This is a genomic window from Pseudomonas sp. F-14 TE3623 (assembly GCF_053629015.1).
The window spans coordinates 4,219,175-4,242,010 of the sequence record NZ_JBRJHM010000001.1; the positions used below are offsets into that span (position 1 = coordinate 4,219,175).

22 protein-coding genes are annotated in these 22,836 nt (G+C 60.5%); 10 read left to right on the forward strand and 12 right to left on the reverse strand.

The features are described 5' to 3' along the window. Window positions 1-9: 9 nt before the first annotated feature. The 10 genes from AB7M29_RS19550 (at window position 10) to AB7M29_RS19595 (ending at window position 11,047) form a co-directional block, all read left to right on the forward strand. Window positions 10-1,401 carry an undecaprenyl-phosphate glucose phosphotransferase gene (locus tag AB7M29_RS19550; RefSeq protein ID WP_454247601.1) on the forward strand — a complete coding sequence of 464 codons (1,392 nt, stop codon included), beginning with the start codon at window positions 10-12 and terminating at the stop codon, window positions 1,399-1,401. Between the two features lie 11 nt (window positions 1,402-1,412). Next, window positions 1,413-2,120, forward strand: a complete 708-nt coding sequence (locus AB7M29_RS19555) for a WecB/TagA/CpsF family glycosyltransferase (protein ID WP_454247602.1) — start codon at window positions 1,413-1,415, stop codon at window positions 2,118-2,120. Between the two features lie 23 nt (window positions 2,121-2,143). Then, a complete protein-coding gene (locus tag AB7M29_RS19560) occupies window positions 2,144-3,223 on the forward strand; it encodes a glycosyltransferase (protein ID WP_454247603.1) in 1,080 nt (359 codons plus the stop codon). Continuing rightward, complete coding sequence (locus AB7M29_RS19565; protein WP_454247604.1) at window positions 3,220-4,332, forward strand: glycosyltransferase; 1,113 nt, start codon at window positions 3,220-3,222, stop codon at window positions 4,330-4,332. Before AB7M29_RS19560 ends, AB7M29_RS19565 begins: the two co-directional genes overlap by 4 nt. Beyond that, entirely contained in the window at window positions 4,329-5,642 is a 1,314-nt protein-coding gene (locus tag AB7M29_RS19570) for an O-antigen ligase family protein (RefSeq protein ID WP_454247605.1), read from the forward strand. The genes AB7M29_RS19565 and AB7M29_RS19570 overlap by 4 nt, the downstream gene beginning before the upstream one ends. A 17-nt stretch (window positions 5,643-5,659) precedes the next feature. Further along, window positions 5,660-6,613 (forward strand): glycosyltransferase family 2 protein, encoded by a 954-nt coding sequence (locus tag AB7M29_RS19575; RefSeq protein ID WP_217856065.1) that lies wholly within the window; start codon window positions 5,660-5,662, stop codon window positions 6,611-6,613. A 13-nt stretch (window positions 6,614-6,626) separates the two neighbouring features. Next, entirely contained in the window at window positions 6,627-8,045 is a 1,419-nt protein-coding gene (locus AB7M29_RS19580) for an oligosaccharide flippase family protein (RefSeq protein WP_217856067.1), read from the forward strand. Window positions 8,046-8,128: 83 nt separating this feature from the next. Next, entirely contained in the window at window positions 8,129-9,193 is a 1,065-nt protein-coding gene (gene galE, locus AB7M29_RS19585) for a UDP-glucose 4-epimerase GalE (protein ID WP_454247606.1), read from the forward strand. Window positions 9,194-9,204: 11 nt separating this feature from the next. Next, on the forward strand, window positions 9,205-10,680 hold the full coding sequence (locus AB7M29_RS19590) for a LamG domain-containing protein; glycoside hydrolase family 16 protein (RefSeq protein WP_454247607.1): 1,476 nt from the start codon (window positions 9,205-9,207) through the stop codon (window positions 10,678-10,680). 73 nt (window positions 10,681-10,753) lie between these two features. Next, a complete protein-coding gene (locus AB7M29_RS19595) occupies window positions 10,754-11,047 on the forward strand; it encodes a hypothetical protein (RefSeq protein WP_217856073.1) in 294 nt (97 codons plus the stop codon). A 15-nt stretch (window positions 11,048-11,062) separates the two neighbouring features. On the opposite strand, the gene AB7M29_RS19600 is transcribed toward AB7M29_RS19595, so the two are convergent. From AB7M29_RS19600 to AB7M29_RS19655, 12 genes are read right to left on the reverse strand one after another with little or no spacing between them, the layout of a single operon-like run. Next, window positions 11,063-11,317, reverse strand: a complete 255-nt coding sequence (locus AB7M29_RS19600) for a hypothetical protein (RefSeq protein ID WP_454247608.1) — start codon at window positions 11,315-11,317, stop codon at window positions 11,063-11,065. A gap of 1 nt (window position 11,318) precedes the next feature. Continuing rightward, on the reverse strand, window positions 11,319-11,960 hold the full coding sequence (locus tag AB7M29_RS19605; protein ID WP_217856077.1) for a cytochrome c oxidase subunit 3: 642 nt from the start codon (window positions 11,958-11,960) through the stop codon (window positions 11,319-11,321). Then, a complete protein-coding gene (locus tag AB7M29_RS19610; protein WP_454247609.1) occupies window positions 11,947-13,545 on the reverse strand; it encodes a cytochrome c oxidase subunit I in 1,599 nt (532 codons plus the stop codon). The genes AB7M29_RS19605 and AB7M29_RS19610 overlap by 14 nt, the downstream gene beginning before the upstream one ends. Continuing rightward, window positions 13,542-14,486: a cytochrome c oxidase subunit II gene (coxB, locus tag AB7M29_RS19615; RefSeq protein ID WP_454247610.1), complete on the reverse strand. Its 945-nt coding sequence runs from the start codon at window positions 14,484-14,486 to the stop codon at window positions 13,542-13,544. The genes AB7M29_RS19610 and coxB overlap by 4 nt, the downstream gene beginning before the upstream one ends. Further along, window positions 14,483-15,283, reverse strand: a complete 801-nt coding sequence (locus AB7M29_RS19620; protein WP_454247611.1) for an SCO family protein — start codon at window positions 15,281-15,283, stop codon at window positions 14,483-14,485. The genes coxB and AB7M29_RS19620 overlap by 4 nt, the downstream gene beginning before the upstream one ends. Then, on the reverse strand, window positions 15,280-15,660 hold the full coding sequence (locus tag AB7M29_RS19625) for a hypothetical protein (protein WP_217856084.1): 381 nt from the start codon (window positions 15,658-15,660) through the stop codon (window positions 15,280-15,282). Before AB7M29_RS19625 ends, AB7M29_RS19620 begins: the two co-directional genes overlap by 4 nt. After that, a complete protein-coding gene (locus AB7M29_RS19630) occupies window positions 15,650-16,660 on the reverse strand; it encodes a hypothetical protein (protein ID WP_454247612.1) in 1,011 nt (336 codons plus the stop codon). Before AB7M29_RS19630 ends, AB7M29_RS19625 begins: the two co-directional genes overlap by 11 nt. Next, window positions 16,657-17,190 (reverse strand): c-type cytochrome, encoded by a 534-nt coding sequence (locus AB7M29_RS19635; RefSeq protein ID WP_454247613.1) that lies wholly within the window; start codon window positions 17,188-17,190, stop codon window positions 16,657-16,659. The genes AB7M29_RS19630 and AB7M29_RS19635 overlap by 4 nt, the downstream gene beginning before the upstream one ends. Continuing rightward, entirely contained in the window at window positions 17,187-17,711 is a 525-nt protein-coding gene (locus AB7M29_RS19640) for a DUF3341 domain-containing protein (protein WP_454247614.1), read from the reverse strand. The genes AB7M29_RS19635 and AB7M29_RS19640 overlap by 4 nt, the downstream gene beginning before the upstream one ends. Next, entirely contained in the window at window positions 17,704-19,068 is a 1,365-nt protein-coding gene (gene nrfD / locus AB7M29_RS19645; RefSeq protein ID WP_454247615.1) for an NrfD/PsrC family molybdoenzyme membrane anchor subunit, read from the reverse strand. Before nrfD ends, AB7M29_RS19640 begins: the two co-directional genes overlap by 8 nt. Beyond that, complete coding sequence (locus AB7M29_RS19650; protein ID WP_454247616.1) at window positions 19,058-21,955, reverse strand: TAT-variant-translocated molybdopterin oxidoreductase; 2,898 nt, start codon at window positions 21,953-21,955, stop codon at window positions 19,058-19,060. The genes nrfD and AB7M29_RS19650 overlap by 11 nt, the downstream gene beginning before the upstream one ends. Then, on the reverse strand, window positions 21,952-22,608 hold the full coding sequence (locus AB7M29_RS19655) for a cytochrome c3 family protein (protein WP_454247617.1): 657 nt from the start codon (window positions 22,606-22,608) through the stop codon (window positions 21,952-21,954). Before AB7M29_RS19655 ends, AB7M29_RS19650 begins: the two co-directional genes overlap by 4 nt. Window positions 22,609-22,836: the final 228 nt, after the last annotated feature.

Below are 22,836 nucleotides of genomic sequence, written 5' to 3' on the forward strand. Positions count from 1 at the left end.
GTTGCGCCGATGACATCGCTCTACACCGCTCAAATGACGCACCGCCGAGGTCTGACCTTCTGGGGCCAATGGCTGTGCGCACTCACCCTGGTCAACCTGCTGCTGATGTTGCTCGTGTACGGGCGAGTCGGCAGCCTGACCAGTGAATACCGCGTTCTGATGATTCTTACCGTTCTCGGTTCGGTGCCGATCTACAGCGTCATGCAGGTTTACCACAAGCGTCATGAGTGGTTGTCAGGGCTTGCTCGGCTGCTGGCAGCCTGGATGATCTTGCTGGCCGTTCTGATCAGCATTGCCTTCGTCACCCAGACCAGCGTGATTTTCTCGCGTCAGGTGATCATTGTCTGGGCCGTATTGGGATACCTGGTCCAGGCGGCGAGCTTTTTGCCCCTGCATTACCTGGCCCGACTGCATTCGCACAAGCTCTGCAACGAGCGCCGCGCGGTGATCATCGGGACGTGTCCGACCGCACATACGCTGGCGAGAAAACTGTCCCGACGCAATCGCGTACCGCTGCTGGGTTTTATTGCAACCGCCGAACATACCGGCCCGGCCCCGAGCATTCTGCCGCTGCTGGGGCGCATCGACGAGGTTCGCGAAATCATCACCCGCCTGAATATACGTCGCGTCTATATCGTTTTGCCGATGGCACAAGCCGCCATCATCGAAGCGCTGTACATCGATCTTCTGGACATGAATGTCGACGTGGTCTGGATCCCCGATTTCGGCAGCATGGTGCTGCTCAATCATTCGATCTCGGAAATAGAGCGAATGCCGGCCATCTACCTCAATGAAAGCCTCATCAGTTCGCACCCCGGCAGCCTGCTCTGCAAAGAGCTGTTCGAACGTAGCCTGGCCGCCGTGGGCATTATTGTGCTCAGCCCCTTGCTGCTGATCGTGGCGGTAGCCATCAAACTTTCCTCGCCCGGCCCGGTGTTGTTCAAACAAAATCGCTACGGCTGTAACGCTGAGGTGATCAAGGTCTGGAAGTTCCGGTCGATGCGTGTGCACGACGACAACGAAGTCCGTCAGGCCACCCGCGAGGACGACCGCGTCACCCCGCTTGGGCGTTTCTTGCGCCGTAGTTCCATCGACGAACTACCGCAACTGTTCAACGTGCTCTGCGGCGAAATGGCCCTGGTCGGCCCGCGACCGCATGCGGTCACGCACAACATCTACTACACCGGCAAGGTCCGCGCCTACATGGCCCGTCATCGCCTCAAGCCGGGAATCACCGGATTGGCCCAGATCACCGGGCATCGTGGTGAAACACAGACGCTGGAAAAAATGCAGCAGCGCGTCGCCCAAGACCTCAACTACATCAACCAATGGTCGCTGTGGCTCGACATCAAGATTCTCGTCAAGACCCCTTTCACGTTGTTCTCAAAAGACACTTATTGAGGAGTCAGGCAATGATCGACCTGGAATTAATCGGGCATTACGCACCGAATTTGCTGGATGCCAACAAGGCATTTTCCTTCATCAATTTTGCGTCCGTCGGCAGTCTGTTCGACCGGGACCCGACGTCCATCGCCTATTTTTGCGACGGCATGCTGATGTCGACCTTCATGTCGCGCATCACCGGCCGCACGGTCGGCCGGGTCAGCTTCGACTTCACGTCCATCGCCGACGCTGTGTTCAGTTGCGCCGAGAAACAAGGCAAACGCCTCTATTTTGTCGGTGCCCAACAAGCCGAACTAGACCTGTTCCTCAATAAGATCAAGGCTCGCTACCCGGCGCTGATTATTGCCGGTCATCACAATGGCTATTTCGATGCAGCACAGGCCGCGTGCATCCAGGCAGACATCTGCCACAGCGAAGCGAACATCCTGATCGTAGGTTTGGGCGCCGGGCTGCAGGAGCAGTTCGAGCAGGATGCCCTGCGGGCCGGCTTCACCGGGGCGGCATTTACCTGTGGCGGTTTCATTCGCCAAGAGGCCACGGCCACTCATCACTATTACCCTGAGCTGATCAACCGCCTGCATCTGCGCGCGTTCTATCGGATGTACCGCGAACCGCACACCATCAAACGTTACCTGATCGACTACCCGACCAATTTTGTTCATCTATTGGTGAAGATCGTTCGGCGGGAAGTGACCATCAATATCACTTATCCCTGAGCATCCAGCACCGAGCAACGACCATGCATATCCTGTTCATCCTCAAGGACTTCAAGCCCGATGGTGGCCTCGAGCGTGTTCAGCAACGCCTGGCCAGGCAGTTTCTCAAGGATGGCCAGCGTGTCAGTTATTTCGTCATGAACGGCGATACGCCGGGCGATGAAGGAGCTGCCACGCTCAATGGCGGCGGCAATGGAATCGTCGGTCTGATCAAGTCCATCGTATTGCTACGCCGGATTATTCGTCGCGAACAGGTGACCCACCTCATCGCCGCCAAGGAACAAGCCAACCTCTGCACCTGGTTTGCCACCTTGGGTAGCCCATGCAAGGTCATCTACACCCGTCACGCGGCACTCGATTGCGGCGAGCAAAAAATAACCCCCACCACCCTGCGTCTGCTCTATGCGTTGTACCTCTGTGGCAACGGTCGGGTAGTGGCGGTTTCCAACGGCTTGCGTCAGTCCCTCGCCGAGCTGGTGCCCTGGGGTCGCGAGCGCATCCGTTATTGCCCCAATGCGGTGGTCACCGAACAACTGCTCAGTGCCGCACAGACGCCCATGCTCACCGGTTTGCCAGCCGATTTCTGGTTAGCGGTGGGACGGCTGGTGGAGCCGAAGGGTTTCCACCTGCTGCTCGACGCCTATGCCATGGCCTCAAGCAGTGCCGCGCTGCCGGATCTGGTGATCATCGGCGATGGCCCGCAACTCGCCGCGCTGACCTCACAGGCCAGTCGCCTGGGCATCGAGGACCGAGTGCATTTCACCGGTTTTCTGAGCAATCCATACCCTTTGATCAGGCAGGCACGACTGCTGATCTTGAGCTCGTTTCATGAAGGCTTGCCGACCGTCCTGATCGAAGCCCTGGCGCTGGGTACGCCAGTGTTAGCCTGCGACTGCGAAACAGGGCCCAGGGAGCTGCTTGATAACGGTCGTCTCGGCGATCTGGTCAAGGTCAATGACGTACCGGCGCTGGCCGAAGGGATGCTGCGCAGCGTGACCTCGCAACGCCATGCTGCGCCAAGCGGCCAAGTGGCCGCTGACGCTGTCCGACAGTACACCAGCCAATGCGCCGCGCAGGCGTACTACCAGGTATGGAATCAATGAAAAGGCTGCTGATTATCCTGCAGGACTTGCGCGGGGGTGGCGCCGAAAAAATGATGGTGCGCCTCGCCACTGCGCTGACTGATGCAGGCAATGACGTGACCTTACTGATGCTCACCGATACAGGTGTGAACTCGGCGTGCATCGACCCAAGGGTCAAGCGCGTCGAGTTGCACAGTGCGCGCAGCTCCAGGGCGGTGCCGGCGCTGGCACGCTTTCTTCGCCAAAACCGCTTTGACGCGCTACTGGCTGCCCTCACCCACGTCAACGTGGTGGCCATCGCCGCGGCCATGCTGTCCGGTACTCTGGCGCGCCTGCATGTCAGTGAGCGCAATGCGTTTTCTCATGACAAACACGTCAACCCCGCGTTGGCGGTGCGCACCGCGTATCTGTTGGCACCGCTGCTGTATCGACTCATCCCCAATCCGGTGATCTGCGTCTCGCGCGGTGTCGCCCAGGACCTGGTCGATACCACCATCACCCGTGCGCAGGATGTCACCATCGCCGACAACCCGGTGCTCGACAACGATTTTCGCGACAAGGCGCCGGGACGTCCGAAGCACCGCTGGCTGTCGAAAAAAACCACCCCGGTGATTGTCGCCGTAGGTCGTCTGGCACGGCAAAAAGGCTTTGATGTATTGATCGATGCCTTTGCCCGATTAGCCGATCCCAGGGTCCGATTGATCATTTTCGGCGAAGGCGCGCTCAGAACCGAGTTGCTCGAGCAAGCAGTCGCCTTGGGCGTGGCCGACCGCTTCGATCTGCCGGGCTATACCAGCGACCCATTGGCGGAAGTGGCAGCGGCCGATTGTTTTGTGCTGTCGTCGCGTTTCGAGGGCAGCCCCAACGCGCTGGTGGAGGCCATGTCCACGGGCACCCCGGTGGTATCGACCCACTGCCCCTATGGCCCGCAAGAGATTCTCGACAATGGCGCGATCGCCCCGCTGGTGGCGGTCGACGACCCTGACGCACTGGCACAGGCCATCACTGTAGAACTGACGTTGTCGCGTAATGCAAACCGTCAGGCGCGCATCGATGCGGCTGCCCGTTTTGTGAGCGCCTGCGCGGCGAAGACCTATCTCGATGCGTTACTTGGGAGCCAGTCGTCATGAACAAACTGGAAGTCAGGTACACCACCCTGCGCGACGCCTTTACATTGTTCGGCGTGCTGTTCTATATCCAGGTCATCGGATTTTTTTTCGGGTTGGCGGATACGTCGAATCTGGGCGCAGCCGAAAAAGATCTCGAAGGCAACGTGGTCAACCAGATCTGCGGCCTGATCACCCTGCTGGTTCCGCTGTTCTTCTTCATCCGCAACAGGGTCTTCATCAGCAAAAGCTTTTACAGGAATAACGCCTTCCTGCTGATATTCATGCTCAGCCTGGCCGTATCGATCAGTTGGTCCTACGACCCGATGTTGAGTTTCAAACGTTTTGTGGCGTTGATCAGCATGGTGTTCTTTGCAGGGTTCATCGCCTACAACTACAGCCTCGAGAAAATCGCCTTCATGCTCGGCTGCACCATCGGTGCCGCCGCGTTTTTCGGCTTGATATTCGCGCTGGTAAGGCCGGACATCGCCTTCATTGACGGCGGTATTCGCGATGGTGCGTTCAAGGGGATTTTCCCGGAAAAAAATGCCGGTGCCCGGCTCAACGCGATCGCCATTCTGTTACTGCTGCCGATGATCCGTCAGCGCAATCCCTGGGCCATCATCTGCTCGTTATTCTCGCTGATCGCGATTGCGCTGGCCCAATCTGCCACGGCAGTAGCGCTGATTGTTGCTGGCGCAGTGAGCTATTGGTACTTCCTCACACTGATCCGCTTGCACATCAACCGCTCACTGACAGCATTCCTCGGTACGACAATCATCTATTTTCTGATTTGCCTGTTTCTATACGGCAATTACACGCTGCTGCTGGAGCTGATGGGTCGTGACGCGTCACTTACCGATCGCACGCTGATCTGGGAGCTGCTCACACCGCTGATCGACGCCGAATTCCTCAAGGGTTACGGCTTCGGCGCCTTCTGGTCCAGCCCGGGCGCCGAGACATTCATCAACCGCTGGGGTTACATCGGCAATGCCCACAGCGGCTACATGGAGACCTTGCTCAACGGCGGTGTCATTCAGCTCACGGCTCTGATCCTGATGCTGATCGAAGCGCTGAGTAAACACTACCGGGCCGTGGTGGCGGATCAGTCGGCACGGTTTCACGCCAGCGCAATGATCATCATCGGATCGTTCATGCTCACCAACTATGTGGCGTATGTCATTCCCAATTACCGCTCGGCAGAGTTCATGGTGTTCTGTGTCCTGGCCCTGTCCTTCCGGCATCACCACGTGACATACCCCCAGTTGTCACCGGCAACCCTGCGTCAACGTCCGCCTGGCAAGGCATTACCACGCGACTCGGCCAAGGCGTAACAAGAGGAGAAATAACCGTGCCAGACCAAGCCCTCCCTTCACCCCATTCAGTGTGCGTCATAATCGCGATGTACAACGGCGCCGACAGCATTGAGCAAACACTGGCGTCCGTGGCCGGGCAAACGCGACTGCCCGATCACGTCATCGTCATCGACGATGGTTCCACCGATGATGGCCCCCAACGGGTCAAGGACTTCGCGGCGCCGTTTCGCCTGACGCTGTTGCACCAAGCCAACGAAGGCCAGGCCAGCGCCCGCAACCACGGACTGCAGCACTCTGAAGAGACTTTTGTGGCGTTTCTCGATGCCGATGACAGATGGTATCCGCAAAAACTGGAGCAACAAGTGGCACTGTTTGACGAACTGAGTCGTCAGGGACGGCCGGTGGGGCTGGTCGATTGCTACGTGCATAACGATTACAGCGACGGCAAGCGAATACTGGAAAACCGGCAAAAAAACGGTAGGCATTTCGACGATTTCATCCGCGCCAATGTCCTTAATGGCGTGTCCTCCGCGATGGTCAGACGCGACGTTATCATGCAACTCGGCGGCTTCAATGCCAGCCTGCGTTACTCCGAAGACCGCTTCATGTGGACCCGGATCGCCGAACACTGGGAGATCCACACGGTGCCGGAGGTGCTGCTGCAGCGCATGGTCAACAGCGCCAACATGACCGCGCAACCGACAAGGTACTACCCGTACAAGATCAGGTTCATCGAAGCGTTCCTCGCCCTCTATGGCGCGCAGCTCAGCAAGCAGCAACGGATCGATTTCGCGCTGGGCAGCCACAGCGACTTTCTCGAACTGTTTTCCCGCAGAGGCGAGCATGCCCAGGTGATCGGTGTGTACCGGCGAATGCTGGAGTATTCCTGGCAAACGCTGATCTTCAGAAACGGCAAACCGACATTGCGCTTCCTCTACGCGTGCGTCCGATCATTGCGCAAGCCAGCTGCGTCAACCACCGCTCATTGAGCCGGTATCCGCCATGGCCAATCACCGACTGGTTAAATTGATCTGGATTTTCACGGAAAAATTCGGCCTGATTTTCCTGTCGATGATTACCTTTGTCGCGTATGCCAGGCTGCTGTCGCCCACAGAGTTGGGTGTGGGCACGGTCATCATTGCCATCGTCGAGTTGATCGGCATGATTTATTCCTCGGTTCTGGAAGACCCGCTGGTACGACTCGAGCGGCTGGAAGACAAACACATCGCCACAGCCTTCTGGGCGTCGGTACTCGTCAGCCTGGCGTCCATCGTCGTCATCTCGGGCGCAGCGATTCTGTACGCGCCCGACCCGATTCTGCAATGGATGACGGCGGTGGCCTCGGTAAAAATCCTGTTCACCATGATGGCGCGGGTCTATGTGGCGCAAATGCGCCGTAGCGGCAACTTCAGGATGCTGGCGTCACGCACGCTGCTGGGCAAGGTGTGTGGTGGCGTGGGCGGCATCGCTGTCGCGCTCTGGGGATTGGGCGCCTGGGCGGTCATTGCCCAGGCACTGATCATGGAGTTCGTGTCCATTATCGTATTGATGCGCGCAGACCCGCGCCGCATTGCCTTTTACATTGACGGCCCGCTCTTGCGCGAACTGTTGAAAGCCGGCGCACCGGTTGCCGTCAACGCGCTGAGTTCGCAAACGCTACAGCGCGGGGTCACCGTCATCCTGGGCATGACGGCCGGCACCAACGCGGTTGGCATGTTCAACATGGCGATGCGCATCATCGATCTGCCCCGCACGGCGATCTATCACGGCCTGATCAGCTATGCGCTGCCGGTGTTTGCCCGACGCAGCGCCGATCCATCGCGGTTGCGCGCGATCATCAGCGATTCGACCGCCGTCAGCTGCTTCCTGCTGACGCCCCTGTTCATCGGCATCGCACTCACGGCGCACGACCTGATCCTGTTGATCTTCGGCGCCAAATGGACCGAGGCCATTCCCCTGCTGCAAGTGCTTGCGTGCACGGCAGCCATCGGTAATACCGCCATGTACGCCACGACCGCACTGGTCGCGGTCAATTGCAGCCACCTGACCATCAAGGCCGAAGTGGCAACCACCGTATTGGCACTGGCGCTGGTCTATGGCTTCGGCAGCCTCTATGGCGGCATGGCCGCCGCCCTCGCCCTGCTGGCCCGGATGGCGATCATCACGCCACTGCAAATCCGCGGGTTGAACAGTGCAATCGGCTATGGCTGGCGGCGATTTTTCGAAACCAATTATCGCAGCGTGATTGCTTCGTTCGTCATGGCAGCGATCGTCCTGATGGTTTCTTCCCGCCTGGGTGTTCAGGGCTACTTACACCTGATCTGCAGCATCGTGGTTGGCGCGCTGAGTTATGCCGTGGCGTATAGCGTGATGCATCCGCGCTGGCTGCAAGAATTCAAATCGGTTTTCACCACCCGCTGAGAGGACGCACCCGACAACCTTTTCCCTTCCCGGATCACATTCTCCTGACTCGTGCAATTTCCTTGTGACAGGAACGCCTCATCATGCACAAAACCACGTTGATTACCGGCGGGGCCGGATACATCGGCTCCCATACCACCCTTGCCCTGATTGACGCCGGTCGACAGGTGCTGGTCCTCGATAATCTGTGTAACAGCTGCCGTGAATCGCTCACGCGTCTCGAGCGTTTGACCCTTACACAGGTCGATTTCATTGAAGGCGATATTCGCAATACGAAGCTGCTCGACGATATTTTCAGCCGCTACGACATCGATGCCGTGATGCATTTTGCCGGCCTCAAATCCGTCGAGGAAAGCGTTCGAAAGCCGCTGGATTATTACGCCAACAATGTGGTTGGCACACTCAATCTCTGCCATGCGATGGCCCTACACGAAGTCTTCAAACTGGTGTTCAGCTCATCGGCCACCGTGTATGGCGCCCCCCGGCAGATACCGATCATTGAAGACCTGGGCACCGGCAAACCGGTCAGTCCGTACGGTCGCACCAAGCTCATGACCGAAGAATTGCTCACCGACCTGTGCCTGTCGGACCCGCGCTGGAACATCGCTGTGTTGCGCTACTTCAACCCGATCGGCGCGCACGAGAGCGGGCTGATCGGGGAAAACCCCAATGGCCGGCCCAATAACCTGCTGCCTTGCCTGACCCAGGTCGCGATGGGGCGAGTGCCCGAACTCACTGTGTTCGGCAGCGACTATCCCACTGTCGACGGAACGTGCGTGCGCGATTACGTCCATGTGGTCGACCTTGCCGATGGCCATCTCAAAGCACTGCAAGCGTTGCAGAACAGGAACGGCATCCATGCCTGGAACCTGGGGACCGGTATTGGCTACAGCGTTCTGCAGATCATCCGCGCCTTCGAGGACATCACCGGCATTAGCATCCCCTTCCGATTCGCGCCGCGCCGCGCCGGCGATATCGCTGAATGCTGGGCCAACCCCACCAAGGCCGGGCGTGATCTGGGCTGGTACGCACAGCGCGACCTGGTGCGGATGATCATCGACACCTGGCGATGGCAGCTGCGTAATCCGCATGGATACCACGCCCAGTCCGATTCACTGGCATCAGTTACGTCAAAGCAACGGGTATGAGCAAAAGGCCCATGTCCAGGTATGTGCTGCTAATCGTCCTGGCAGCGGTTGTTTGCAACGCACCTGGCGCGTCCCAGAATCAGCCGCTTGCCGACGGTCTGGTGCTGTGGCTCGACGCTGCCGACGCTTCGAAAATGACCCTCGATGCCCACGCCCGTCCCTTGCGCTGGCATGACAAATCCGGCAAAGCCAACGACGCTGCCGTAGACGATGCAGCAAGCGCCTCGCTGCCGTTGCGCGTGGAAAACGCCATGAATGGCCATGCGGTGGTGCGTTTCAGTGGTGCTTCGGCGTTCCTCGGCAAGACCATTCGCGCGGCAAAAGGCCCCGTTACCGTGTTGGTCGTATCACGCAGACTGACCGAACAAAGCAGCAGTGAGACCTGGCAGCGACTGTTCAGCTCGCGCCCGCAGATCGTCGATAACGACAATGTGGCACCGAATTTCGCGATCAGCGTGCAACAGACCACCGCTTACGATCCGACCCTGTTTTTTCTGGAGCTCAACGACGTGCCTATCGGCCCCTATGCGGTTGGGCGCAACGTGGTCGGCAGCGTCGAAGACCTGCGCGGCGACATCGCCGAAGTACTGGTGTACGACCGCCACCTGGCCTCGCTCGAGGAACGGCAGCGCGTGTTTCAGTACCTGGCGAACAAGTGGTCTGTCGCCATGCCCAAGGCTGCCAATTCCTGGACCCGTGCCGGCCCCCTGGGCACAACACCGAAACAGATCAACGCCCACCTGCCGCTGTCCGATCAAGGCAATGTCGGCCAATGGCGGCTGGACCCACGATTTTCCGATGACTTCGATGGCGCGACCCTCAACGCCAATCGCTGGCACGTCAACAATGCCATAGGCACTGAATCGCTCGGGCGTAAGCCGGCACTGTTCAAGCCGGACAATGCCTACTTGAGCGATGGCCATCTGAACATCGTTTTCCGCAAGGAAACCTTGCCGCAAAAATACGTACGACTCGGCTATGAAGGCTATAGCTCGGCGATGGTGCGCACGATCGAGCGCAGTTTTTACGGCTACTACGAAGCCCGCGCCAAACCGATGGACTCGGCAGGTTCCAGCGCCTTCTGGCTCGCGTGGACGGGGCTTGCCGATAACGCCACGGAAATCGACATTTTCGAAATTGGCGGCAAAACCAAAAACGCCTCCTTCGACCGCATGTACAACATGAACGCCCACGTTTGGGCCACGCCGCACAGCACCGAGCATTTGAGCGATGGCAGCAACTGGATCAGCCCTTGGCGGCTGGCCAGCGACTTCCATGTCTACGGTTTTGACTGGCAGCCCGACACGTTGCGCTGGTACGTAGATGGCGTCCTGGTGCGCGAGGCAAAGAACACCCACTGGTTTTTCCCGATGCAGATCAACTTTGACAGCGAGGCCATGTGGAACTGGTTCGGCGTTGTCGACGACGCCGATCTGCCCTCCACCTTCCGCGTGGACTACCTCAAGGTTTGGCGCCGCGGTAAATAGCCGCCAGCCACTTTTTTCAGGCGCCTGGTATTACCCAAAATCCAGAAACACACCCATAAAAGAGGTCGCAGCAATGAACGGTACGATGACTTCCGATCAAGCGATAGCCTGCCTAAACCTGGCGCTTGAACGTAATAAACAACTGTTCAGCGAAGCCTATCACTTGAGCCACGCCGCCCTTGATCTTCTAGATCAGCCCCACATGGACATAGAAAAGTTCACGCTGTATCAGAAGAAAAGAAAGCAGGCCGATCTTAAATACCTGGAAGCCATCGAGCACTTGCGATTAATCATGGCTGAGTACCCTGAGCATCTCTTATCAGCTGAGCACTCAATCCATCAGCCGCAGGTTTCGGCTGAGGAATGATGACGACATTTGATCTCAGCGAGTTGCTGTTTCACCGAGGATGAACACCATCATCATCAGCAGCCACAGCAGATACAGCCAACCGAACAGCCGCACCCAGCCCTGATGGCGATAGAGGCCCAGGTAAAATATCAACAGCAGCAAAAACTGCCCGGCAGCGGCGAGCATGATCAGGCTGCTGTTGCGCGGCCAGAACAGCGCGACCAGCACCTCTACCGCCAGAAGCAGCAGCAAGCCGACGTAGACTTTCAATGCGTTCGCCGTGCTCATCTCAGCGCCCCACCAGGTAGAGGGTTGGAAACAACAGGATCCAGATCCCGTCCACCAGATGCCAGTACAGGGTGACCATTTCCAGACGCGTACGCGTCCCACGCGCTGACAGGTTGTCTGGTGCGAGTCGCATGTAGAGCCACAGCCCCAAACCGACCGCCACCAGTACGTGCACAGCGTGTAGCGCCGTAGCGATGAAATACAGGTTCATGAATAAGTGCGCTGACGGCAGATGCAGTGGTGAATCCTCGGCGAAACCCGGCAGCAGCCCTTCGCGGTATTCAAGACCGTATTCCACGCCTTTGCAGGCCAGAAACAGCACTCCCAGCAACGCCGCGCCCAGCAGGCAGCGGCGCAGACGCAGCGCATTCCCCTGCTCGCTGGCCGCCAGCGCCAGGGTCATCAGCAAACTGCTGGTCAACAACATGAACGTGTTGGCCGTTGCCAGCTGCCAGTGCAAACCCGCCACCGCTTCCGCCACGCCGTCGGGGTGCTGCAGTCGGTACAACCACGCCACCATGATCAGGCTGCCGAACATCATCGCTTCGGTGGCCAGAAACAGCCATATACCCAGCCTCGCGGCCTCACGCTGCTGCGCCCAGGCCACGAAGGGCTCGGCGGGCTTCTCGTCAGACCGGATCACGGCGCGCCTCGGGAGAATAATCATAGGCTTCGAAATCCACCGTCACCGGTTCCTCAAAGTTGTGCAGCGGCGGCGGTGACGGCACGCGCCACTCAAGGCCGGCCGCCTCCCAGGGATTCATCGGCGCCCGCTCGCCCCAGCGCAAGGATCCGAGCAAATAAAAGAACGGCAATACGTAGGCCAGCGCCAGAATCGAGGCCCCGGCCGAGGACAGTACGTTGAGGAACTGAAAATCCGGGTCATAGGCGTGATAACGCCGGGGCATGCCCAGATACCCGAGCAGGAATTGTGGAAAGAACGTCAGGTTGAAACCGCAAAAAACCAGCACCGCAGTGATCTTGCCCCACAGCTGCGAATACAGGCGCCCGGTGATTTTCGGCCACCAGAAATGCAGCGCGCCAAAGTACCCGGCCACTGCCGCGCCGACCATGATGTAGTGGAAATGCGCGACCACGAAATAGGTGTCATGGGCATGCAGGTCGGCGGCGAGCAGCGCCAGGAACAACCCGGTGACTCCGCCGATAATGAACAACCCGATAAAGGTCAGGGCAAACAGAAACGGCGCATGCAGGGTCAAGTCGCTTTTGTACAGGGTCGCGCTCCAGTTGTAGGCCTTGATCGCCGACGGAATCGACACCAGGAAACTCAGCAGCGAGAACACCAGGCTGGCATACATCGACTGCCCGGCGACAAACATGTGATGCCCCCAGACCAGGAAACCGATCACCGCAATCGCCACGCTGGACCAGGCGACAAAACGATAACCAAAGATGCGCTTGTGCCCCGCCGCAGTGATCAGCTCGCTGACCACCCCCATCGCGGGCAGGATCATGATGTACACCGCCGGGTGGCTGTAGAACCAGAACAGGTGCTGGAACAGCAACGGATCACCGCCCAGGCGCGGGTCGAATACGCCAATGTTGAACAGGTGCTCGGCGGCCACCAGCAACAAGGTAATCGCCAGCACCGGCGTCGCCAGCACCAGAATGATCGAGGTGGCATAGATCGCCCAGATGAACAGCGGCAGACGCATCCAGGTCATGCCCGGCGCGCGCAAGGTGTGCACGGTGACGATGATGTTGATGCCGGTGAAGATCGAGGAAAACCCGGCGATGAACACACCGCAGATCACCGCCACCACGTGGCCGTTGCTGAACATCGTCGACAGCGGCGTGTAGAAGGTCCAGCCGGTGTCGACCCCGCCAAGCAGCAGCGCCAGCAACGTGAACAACCCACCGCCGAGCAGCAGGTACCAACTGAACAGATTAAGACGCGGAAACGCCATGTCCCGGGCACCGATCATGATCGGCACCAGGAAGTTGCCGAACACGCTGGGGATCGACGGAATCAGGAAAAACCAGACCATGATCACCCCGTGCAGAGTGAACGCACGGTTGTAGCCGTCGGCGGTCAACAGATCGCCTTGGGGCGTGACCAATTCGATGCGGATCAGGGTCGCGGCCAACCCGCCGGCGAAAAAGAAGAAGGTCACCGTGACCATGTACAGCACAGCAATGCGCTTGTGGTCCAGGGTCAGAAACCACGAGAGCAAACCTTGCTGATGCAAATAGCTGGGTGCGCTCATTTCGGATCCCCGGAAGCCGTGGCAGGCAACGAGCGCAGGTAAGCCACCAGGCGTTGCACGGCTTCTTCGTCCAACAGATTGCTGTAAGTCGGCATGATCGGCAGGTAACCCGTCACCAGGTGTTTTTGGGGCAACACAATGCTGTCGCGCAGGTAGGCGTCGTCCGCCACAACCTGGCCGCCGTCGGCCAGACGCACCGTTCGATTGAACACGCCAGCCAAGGGCGGCGCGTTACCGGAATCGTGACAACTGCCGCAGCCGTATTGTCGGTACAAGGTCTCGCCCTGGCTGATCAGGTCGGCGGCGCTGCCGTTGTCCTGCAGCCAATGTTGATAGTCTCCCGGATCGAGCACCACCAGCCGGGCGAGCATCGCCGCATGATCGGTGCCACAGTATTCGGCGCAATACACCTGATAGGTGCCGCTGTGTTCGGCCTGGAACCAGAGCATGCTGTAACGCTGCGGCAACACGTCCTGCTTGATCCGCAGGCTGGGGAAAAACAGGCTGTGGATCACGTCTTCGGAAATCATCGTCAGCTTCACCGGGCGTCGTGCCGGGACGTGCAAGGTGTTGATCTCACGCTGCCCGCCCTGATGCTGAAACTTCCACATCCATTGCCGCGCCGTGACCTGGATTTCCAAAGCATCGGCGGGAGGCGTGCGGGCGAAAAAGAACAGCCGTGCCGAAAACAGAAAAATCACCAGCGAGCCAATGAACGGCAAGATGATCCAGGCCAGTTCGATCGGTAGATTGCTCTGCGCCCGATGATCCCGATCCGCCTCGCGCCCGCGTCGATAGCGCCATATAAACATCCATAGCGCTACAAACACTGGCACTACAAACAACGCCATCATTCCGGTGAAGCCGATCACCAGCCAATCGACCGAGACGGCATAGTCCGAGCCCTGCACGGGCCACAAGCGCAGGAAGTGTTCGTTCATGGCGGCCTCTGCCGATCGCGGCGCAACGCCAGAACAATGAACAGGCCCAACACCAGCACGGTCGCCATCCCCGCCACTTGCAGCAAAACAATGATCCGACTGCTATAGGTGCCGCTCTGCGGGTCGTAGTGGTAACACAGCAGCAGAAGCTGTTCCTTGAATGCGCCCAGCTTGCCCTGCCCCGCCTCGGTCAATGCAAGGCGCACATCGCTGGCCTGATAACCGAGGCCGTAGAGCCAGCGCGACAGGCGTCCATCGCCGGTCAACACCGCCACCGCCGAGCTATGCGCATATTGTTGCTGTTGCTCATCGAAGCGATAGCCGAAGCCCAGTGAGCGGGCCAGGGCCTGACCCGCAGCAGCGTCGCCGGTCAGCAAATACAAGCCCGGCTCAACCGCCAGCGACGGCCAATGCTGACTCAGTTTGGCCAGCTCCTCGCGGGCGGCATGGCTGTCTTCCCGCGGATCGAAACTGAACGCAATCACCTGAAAATCCCGGCCCAAGCGGTAAGGCTGATGGGTCAATTGACTGAACAGCGTCGAGAGCGCCGCGCCACAGACGTTCGGGCAGCGGTAATACAAAGGCACCAACAGCGTTGGCTGGCCGCCAAGCAAATCGCCGAGGCGTACCGAGCGGCCGTGCTGATCGGTAAATCGTGTGTCCAGTGCCAAGCGTTGGCCGACCTGGGCCGTGTCGATTCCGGCGGCGGAAAACGGGTCGAACGTCTGCGCGACGCTGTGTTGCAATGTCATCAGCCACAGCAACGCCAGCACCAGCGAGATCCGTTCACGGTTCATGGGGGGGCGTCCTCGGGTGTTGGCCAGCCCTGCTCCAACAGCACCTGCCGCGCCTGCTCCAGTGGCAAGTGTACGATGCGGCGCTCGCGGTCGACCCAGCCGAAGCTGTCGAGGTGAATACGCTCGGCGGCGAGCTGTCGTTCGGCGTTCTGCCGAGGCTGAGATTGCAAGCGTGGGGCCGGTGGTAGCAGGCGCTCGCGTTCCAGGGCACTCAAGGGTGGCTGCCGCGATTCTGCGCGATTCTGATAGCTGATCAGCCACCAGGCCACGCCGGTGAGGCACAGCAGAACCGCCGCCAAAAACAGCGCCACCAGACTCCAGACTTTGCCACTGTCGACCTCGTTGGGTTCGTAGCCGAGCGGTTTTTCAGATTTCATGGCGCCTCCGTTGCCATTGCCAACGCCACCATGCCCACAGGCCGAGACCGTAAACCCCTTGGCAGAGCACGGCCATCAGGCCGGCTCCGATTTCAACGTCGGGGAAGATCGACGGCAAGCTCATCCAGATCGACTCGACACTGCCCAGTAGCAGAATAGCCGTGCACCCCCAAATCAGAACCTGTGGTCGACCGCCCCAAGGAGAGGCCAACGCCAGCAGACACGCCACCTGCCCTGCCATCAGCAACCCGCTGACCCCGCCCCAGATGCCTCCCTCACGCACGCGATACCATTGGGTTTCATGCTGAAGATTCACCGACCAGATAATCAGGTACTGCATGAAATGCACGTAGGCCCAGAACGCCAGGGCACTGACCAGCAATCCGCGCAGCACCTGACGCTGTGGAGCCGGCAGCGGCACAAGGTTCCAGCACAGCACGCAGAGGCCGGCAAACGCCAGGCCATCGAGCAACTGCCGGGCGATCAGCAGTACACCGAACAGGCTGGACACAAACCCCGACTGCAATGACATCAACCAGTCGACCGCCGCCAGGCTGACCATCAGCCCATACAGGATCAGCCCCGGGGCACTGCGCTCGGCGTCCGGACGTTGCGACCAGCACAGCAGAGCCAGGGCAAGCCCAGCGTAAAGCAGCGTGCGCACCACGAAAAACCACGGCGACAACCACAGCCCGCGAAACCCTGGCGCGTCGACGTGGAACCACGGGTACAGCCAGGCCATGGCGAGTAGCACCGGCAACAGCATCGGCACAATCAGCACCACCGCGCTGCGACCCAGTCCGCTGCCCGGCGCCAGCAGTATTTGCCAGCGGCCACTAATCAACGGTGTCAGCAGCGCCAGCAGCAGGCAGCCCAACACGATGTTGCTGCCGTTGATCGCGGCCGCCAACGCCCCGGCGCCCACCCAGGCCGGCTGCCAAACCCCGAGCAGGATGACGCCGACGGCGCCGATGGCGAAGGCTCCCGACAACCGCCTCATTGGTTGTTCTCCTCGAACGCCTGACGCAACTCGGCTGGCAGGCCCTCCAGAGGCGCGTGCTGGCTTAACTGCAGCAAGCGCACATGAGCAACGATGGCCCAGCGTTCTGCCGGCGGGATGCGTGATTCATAGCCGTACATCAGGCCTTTGCCCTGAGCGATGACCTGCATCAGCTGAGCGTCAGAGGCGCCGAGCAACCGCGGTTCGGTCAACGCCGGCGGTGCCGGAAAACCACGGCCGACCACCAGACCATCGCCTCGCCCGCTCAAGCCATGGCACGGGGTGCAAAATGTCTGATAGCTCGCTTCGCCGCGGGTGAGCAACGCATCGGTCAATGGTGGGCGCTGCTGCAAAATCGCTTCACGCTCCAGTTGCCCGCGAGCGACGGTGCCGACGGGTGGCTGACGGCTACTCAAGCCGTTTTCGAACAAGGCTCCGGCCCGTTGTTGCTCAATCCTGGCCTGGCGCGACATGTCATCGCAGCCGCTGCACAACACGGCGATTATCAGCGCGCACCGCCAGCCGTTCATGGCCGCACCTCGCGCACGCTAATCGCTCGTTCGGCCAACCAGGCTCGGGTAGCCTGCGCGTCGAACAGCGGGTCACCGGCCTCGATAAACAGAAAAAACCCATCGTCACTGGCCCGCTCGAAACCCTCAGCGCCAAACAACGGGTGATGCAAACGTGGCAGGTGGCTGCTGACCAGCAGCGTCAATACCGCAGCGATCGCCGCCCCGACCACGGCGAATAGAAAGGTCACCACCATCAGCAACGGCAGGGCGATCAACGGCCGACCGCCGACGTTTAGCGGATAGCTCCACACCGAGCCAATCTGCATCAACAGAGCCAGGCCGATGCCGAGTAATCCGCCGATGCAGACCATGCTCGATACCCTGGAAGCCTTGGGTTTCAACAACGGTTGCAGCGCCTCAAGAGGAAACGGCGCGAACGCATCGAGGCGTCGATAGCCGATGGCCCAGGCGTGCAGGCTGGCTTCAACCAACGGCTGCGGCGCATCGAATTCAGCCAGCAACCCCAGGGATTCAGTCATCGCCGCGCTCCTGATGCAGCGCCTGCTTGACCTCGAACGCCGAGACCATGGGCACGTAGCGCAGAAACAGACTGTAGGGCAGCAGGAACACACCGAAACTGCCGATGAACAACGTCCAGTCCCAAATCGTCGGGGTGTAGCCGCCCCAGGTCGAGACTAGAAAATCGCGGGTCTGCGGCGGGATCACCAGCATGAAACGCTCGGCCCACATGCCCACCAGCACCGCCAGCGCTACGGCTGCTAATACACCCGGACGCTGGCGCACCGAACGCCACCACAACGCCTGGAGCACGCCGACGTTGCAGACGATGGCCAGCCAGAAACTCCAGGCGTGAGGGCCGCTCAGGCGTGTCAATAAGACCTCGATCTCATGGGTATCGCCGCTGTAAAACGGTATGAACAGATCCATCAGATAGCCATAGGCGGTGAGCCAACCGGTGGCCAACAGCAGGCGCCCGAGCATATCCAGATGACGCAAAGTGATCAGCGCTTCGATGTGCAGCAACCAGCGCACACCGATGGCGAGCAACGCCACCAAGGCAAATCCGGAAAACACCGCGCCGGCCACGAAGTACGGCGGGAACAGCGTCGAATGCCAACCGCTTTGCGGGCCCATGGTCAGCAGGAACGAATAGCCGCTGGACACGGCGAACACCAATGGGATCGCGAGCATCGCCAACACGCGGGTGGTACGTCGCCACAACGCCCAATGCTGCTGCGAACCGCGCCAGCCCAGCGCCATCAGGCCATACAGCGTTTGCCTCAGCGCACCTTGGGCACGATCCCGCGCCGTGGCGAAATCAGGAATGGCCCCCACCAACAGAAACAGCAGCGACACTGTCAAATACGACAGGATCGCAAACATGTCCCAGGCCGTCGGGCTCTTGAACTGCGGCCACAGGCCCATTTCATTCGGGTACGGCAAGATCCAGTAAAACAGCCAGGGCCGCCCCAGGTGCAGGATCGGGTACAGCGCGGCGCAGATCACCGCCATCAGTGTCATCAACTCTGCCAGGCGATTGAGGGTGTGTCGCCACGGCCGCTCGATCAGCAACAGCAACGCGGAGATGAAGGTGCCGGCGTGGCCGATGCCCAGCCACCAGATGTAGTTGAGAATGCCGAAGCCCCAGTGCACCGGCTGATTGTTGCCCCACATGCCCACGCCGTTGGCCAGCAGTACCGTGGCCGAGGCCAGGTACATCAGCAACAGCGTGATGGCGATTCCAAATAACCAGCGCCACGCCACCCGCCGGGGAAACTGTTGCAGGGGGCCGAATACCTGCCGCGACACCTGCTGATCGCTCAGGTCCCGTGGCAGAAAATGCCCGGTATCGTGCAGCAGCGGTTCAGGCCTCATCGCTGCTCTCCCCCTCCTCGATCCGCGCCAGATAGGTGGTGCGCGGGCGCGTGCCGAGGGCTTCGAGCAAACGGTAATGACGTGGATCCTTGCGGGCATGGCTGACCGCGCTGGCGGGATCGGCAATGTCACCGAAACGGATCGCCTGGCTCGGACAGGTTTGCTGGCAGGCGGTGAGCACTTTTGTGGTGTCGAAGTCGGTGCCCTGTTGCTTGTCTTCGATGCGCGCGGCGCTGATGCGCTGAATACAATAGGTGCACTTTTCCATCACCCCCCGGGCACGCACGGTGACCTCGGGGTTGCGTTGGGCCTGAATCGACGGAGCGGCGTCGGCGCTCCAGTCCAGCCAGTTGAAGCGGCGTACTTTGTACGGGCAATACGAGGCGCAGGTGCGGGTGCCGATGCAGCGGTTGTAGACCATCTGGTTCAAGCCATCGCGGCTGTGCACCGTGGCATTCACCGGGCAACCGGTTTCACACGGCGCCTGTTCGCAGTGCATGCACGGCAAGGGTTGGAAACGCGAGCGTGGCGCATCCAGTGATCCCTGATAGTAATGGTCGATGCGCAGCCAGTGCATGTTGCGCCCGTTGGCCACCTGTTCGGCACCGACCACGGCGATGTTGTTTTCCGCCTGACACGCCGTGACGCAGGCATTGCAGCCGGTGCACAAGTCGAGGTCGATGACCATGCCCCACTGCGGGCCGCTGTCAACGACCGGGCTGTAGAGCGATGCCGGAATCTGCTGCGCTGGCAACTGCGGAGCCCGGCGTTGCACCACACGAATCGGCGGTGCCTCATCGTCCGGTAACTGGTGATGAGTCTGAGTAACGGCCAGGGTATGGTGCTCGCCACTGGAGCGTACCGAGGCACTTACCGACGATGACTGGATCGGCCGTACCGCATAACCCAAACCGTTACCGACCCGCCCGGCGCGGCTACGCCCGTAACCGGTGTACAGCGCAATGACCTGATCGGCCTGCCCCGGCTCGATCCACGCCGCGCCGCGCAATAATTGCCCCGGCAGCGCCACTTCAACGCCGTCGCCATTGCGCACGCCCACCTGTTCCGCCAACCGTGGCGACAGCCCGACCACGTTGCTCCAAGTCAGGGTACTGATGGGTTTGGGCAATTCCTGCAACCAGCCCAGATTGGCGAAACGCCCGTCCCATACGCAAGGGTCCGGGCGCACCACGGCTTCAAGGCCATCGATATCGATCAGGTTCAGCACCAATGTCGCCGCTTCAGCGACATCCACCGCCGGTGCTGAGGCTTCGATCCAGCCATCGGCCAAGGCCTGGCGCCACTGACTTTGCGGAACATGGGACCAGGTGATGCGCACCTGATCCAGGGCGTCGCTGTCGGCGGAGGTCAGCAGCAGTTCGATAATTTGATGCAGGGTTCGGGTCGAGTACATTGGCTCAATCAGCGGCTGCACAATGCAGGCACTGCCATCCGCCGCGCGTGTATCGCTCCAGCCGTCGAGCGCATGATTGAGCGGCAAATGCCAGTGGCAGTGCGCGGCGCTTTCGTCGTAGTAAAGCCCCGCATGCAGTCGGAACGGAACTTTCTGCAGCAACCCCTCCAGCCCCAGATCCGGCGCCGAGGTGTGCAACGGGTTGCAATCGAGCAGCCACAATTGGCTGACGTTGCCACCCGCCAATTGCTGGCTCAGTTGCTCCAGCGACGCCCAGAACTGTCCGCGTTCGTAACCCAGCAACGTCGGCGTCTGCCAATCCAGCGTCTGGCCGTGCGCACCCAGCCGCTGATTGAGCCGCATCACCTGCGCCTGCACATCTTCTGCCGCTTGCTTGCTCACGCAGATCAGGCCACGGCCGGGATGAGCCTTGAGCGCCGAGGCGGCTTCATCGACCCAGTCGAGCTGTCGCGCACTCAGGCGCGGCTGGTCGGCCACGTTGTCACCCAAGGCGCGGCTCAGCGCCAGCACCAGATCAGGCAGTCGCGATGGGGCAATCGCCAATCGTCGCGTGGCCGCAGCCCCGGTCAGCGTCGGAATGCTTTCGGCGACAAACGACAACGCCGCGCCCTGCCCTTGCGCCGCCTGCCGTCGACGCTCTGCCCAGCCACGTTGCAACAGCGTCTGGCGCGGGCCGCTACCCAGCGGATCGTCTTCCAGGCAAACCAGCACCTCAGCGTTTTCCAGATAACGCCGGGCATTCAGCGGCTGACCGAATACCCGCTCGCTGACGCGTAGAGCCTGAGTCTCGGCGAACGGTTCGGCGTGATACAGCTGCGCTTCGGGCCAGCGCCGACGCAGCGCTTCGAGTTGCCGCCCGAGGGTCGGCGAACTGCTGGCCCCGCAGACGATATGCAGGCCTTTGCCTCGCGTGGTGTCCAGCGTCAGGCGTTGTCGAGCCAGCGCGCCACGCACTTCGTCCCAACTGGTTTCCCGACCCTTGAAGCGCGGCGCTTGGGAACGGTCAGGGTCATACAGTTGCAGGATTGCCGCCTGAGTAAAGGCATCGCACGCGCCACCGGACATCGGGTGCTGCGGATTGCCTTCGAGTTTGATCGGGCGCCCGGCAAGCGTCTTGCCCAGCACGGGTTGGGCGATGCCACAAAACGGGATGGCCGTTGCATACCAGCTCACAACGCCGGGCGTCAGTTGCGTGGCTTGTCGGATCGCCGGCACGGCTTGCTCAGGGGTTTTGCCACACGCGACCAAGCCTGCCATGGCCAAGGACGCCGCCATCAATTGCAGAAAATGTCGGCGGTCCAACAAGGGCGCGGCGCCGGGAAACTCCGCCTCGATCAGCGCTTGCGCCTCGGGCGTCGCCGCCAGCGCTTCGAGGCCACGCCAGTACGCGGAGCCTTTGAGCCCGGCGAGCTGCTCGCGCCATGCGGCGAAGTCCAGCGAGGAGGCGCTCATCGATGGCAGATCCCGCAATCGCTCAGGCCTCGGGGATCGATTCGTCGATCCTTCATTAATTGCTCACCCAGCGCCCGACGATCCTGATCGGTGTGCCATTGCAGCCGGGTCACTTGCCCTGCGGGGCGCAAGTGCGGCGCCGGATCGCGGTGACAGGCCAGGCACTGGCCCATGCTCAGTGGTTCGGCCTTGAACATCAGTTGCATGCGGTCCACCGCGCCGTGGCATTCGCTGCAGCCCACGCCCGCATTCACATGCACGCCATGATGGAAGTACACGTAATCCGGCAGTTCGACCACCCGCCGCCAATGCAACGGCTGTGATTCACGCAGACTTTTTCGCAAAGGTTCGAGCAGGTCGGCGTTTTTCCAGATTTGCGAGTGGCACGTCATGCAGGTTTCGGTGGGCGGCAGACTGGCCATCGCAGAGGACACCACGGAACTGTGGCAGTAACGGCAATCGATTTTCAGCTCGCCGACATGGTGGGCGTGACTGAACGGCAGCGGCTGCTCGACCACCCAGTTACGGCCGGTTCGGTAGTCGGAGCGGTCCAGGGCCAATGCCACGAGCAAGCCTCCCGTGAGACCGACGAACAGCACCAGCAACCCCAGGCGCAGCCAGGTATCGGCCGAGCGGCTGAAGATCTGCGCCATCGCCGGATTCCAAAATTCACGTTCTTAAGGCTATGGCTCCGTTTGCGCTCAGGAGTTCTTTATTTCCGATGCACGTGATCATCGTGCGACCGCGTGGATCCCGCTGCCGCTGGCTGCGCTCGGTTTGATCCAATTCCCGTAAGAGCGAGGCTGTGGTTGCGGGGTCTTCAGTGGAGATGAGTGAACCTGAAGTTGCAGCGGCACCTGCGGCTTAAGATCACTGCGCAG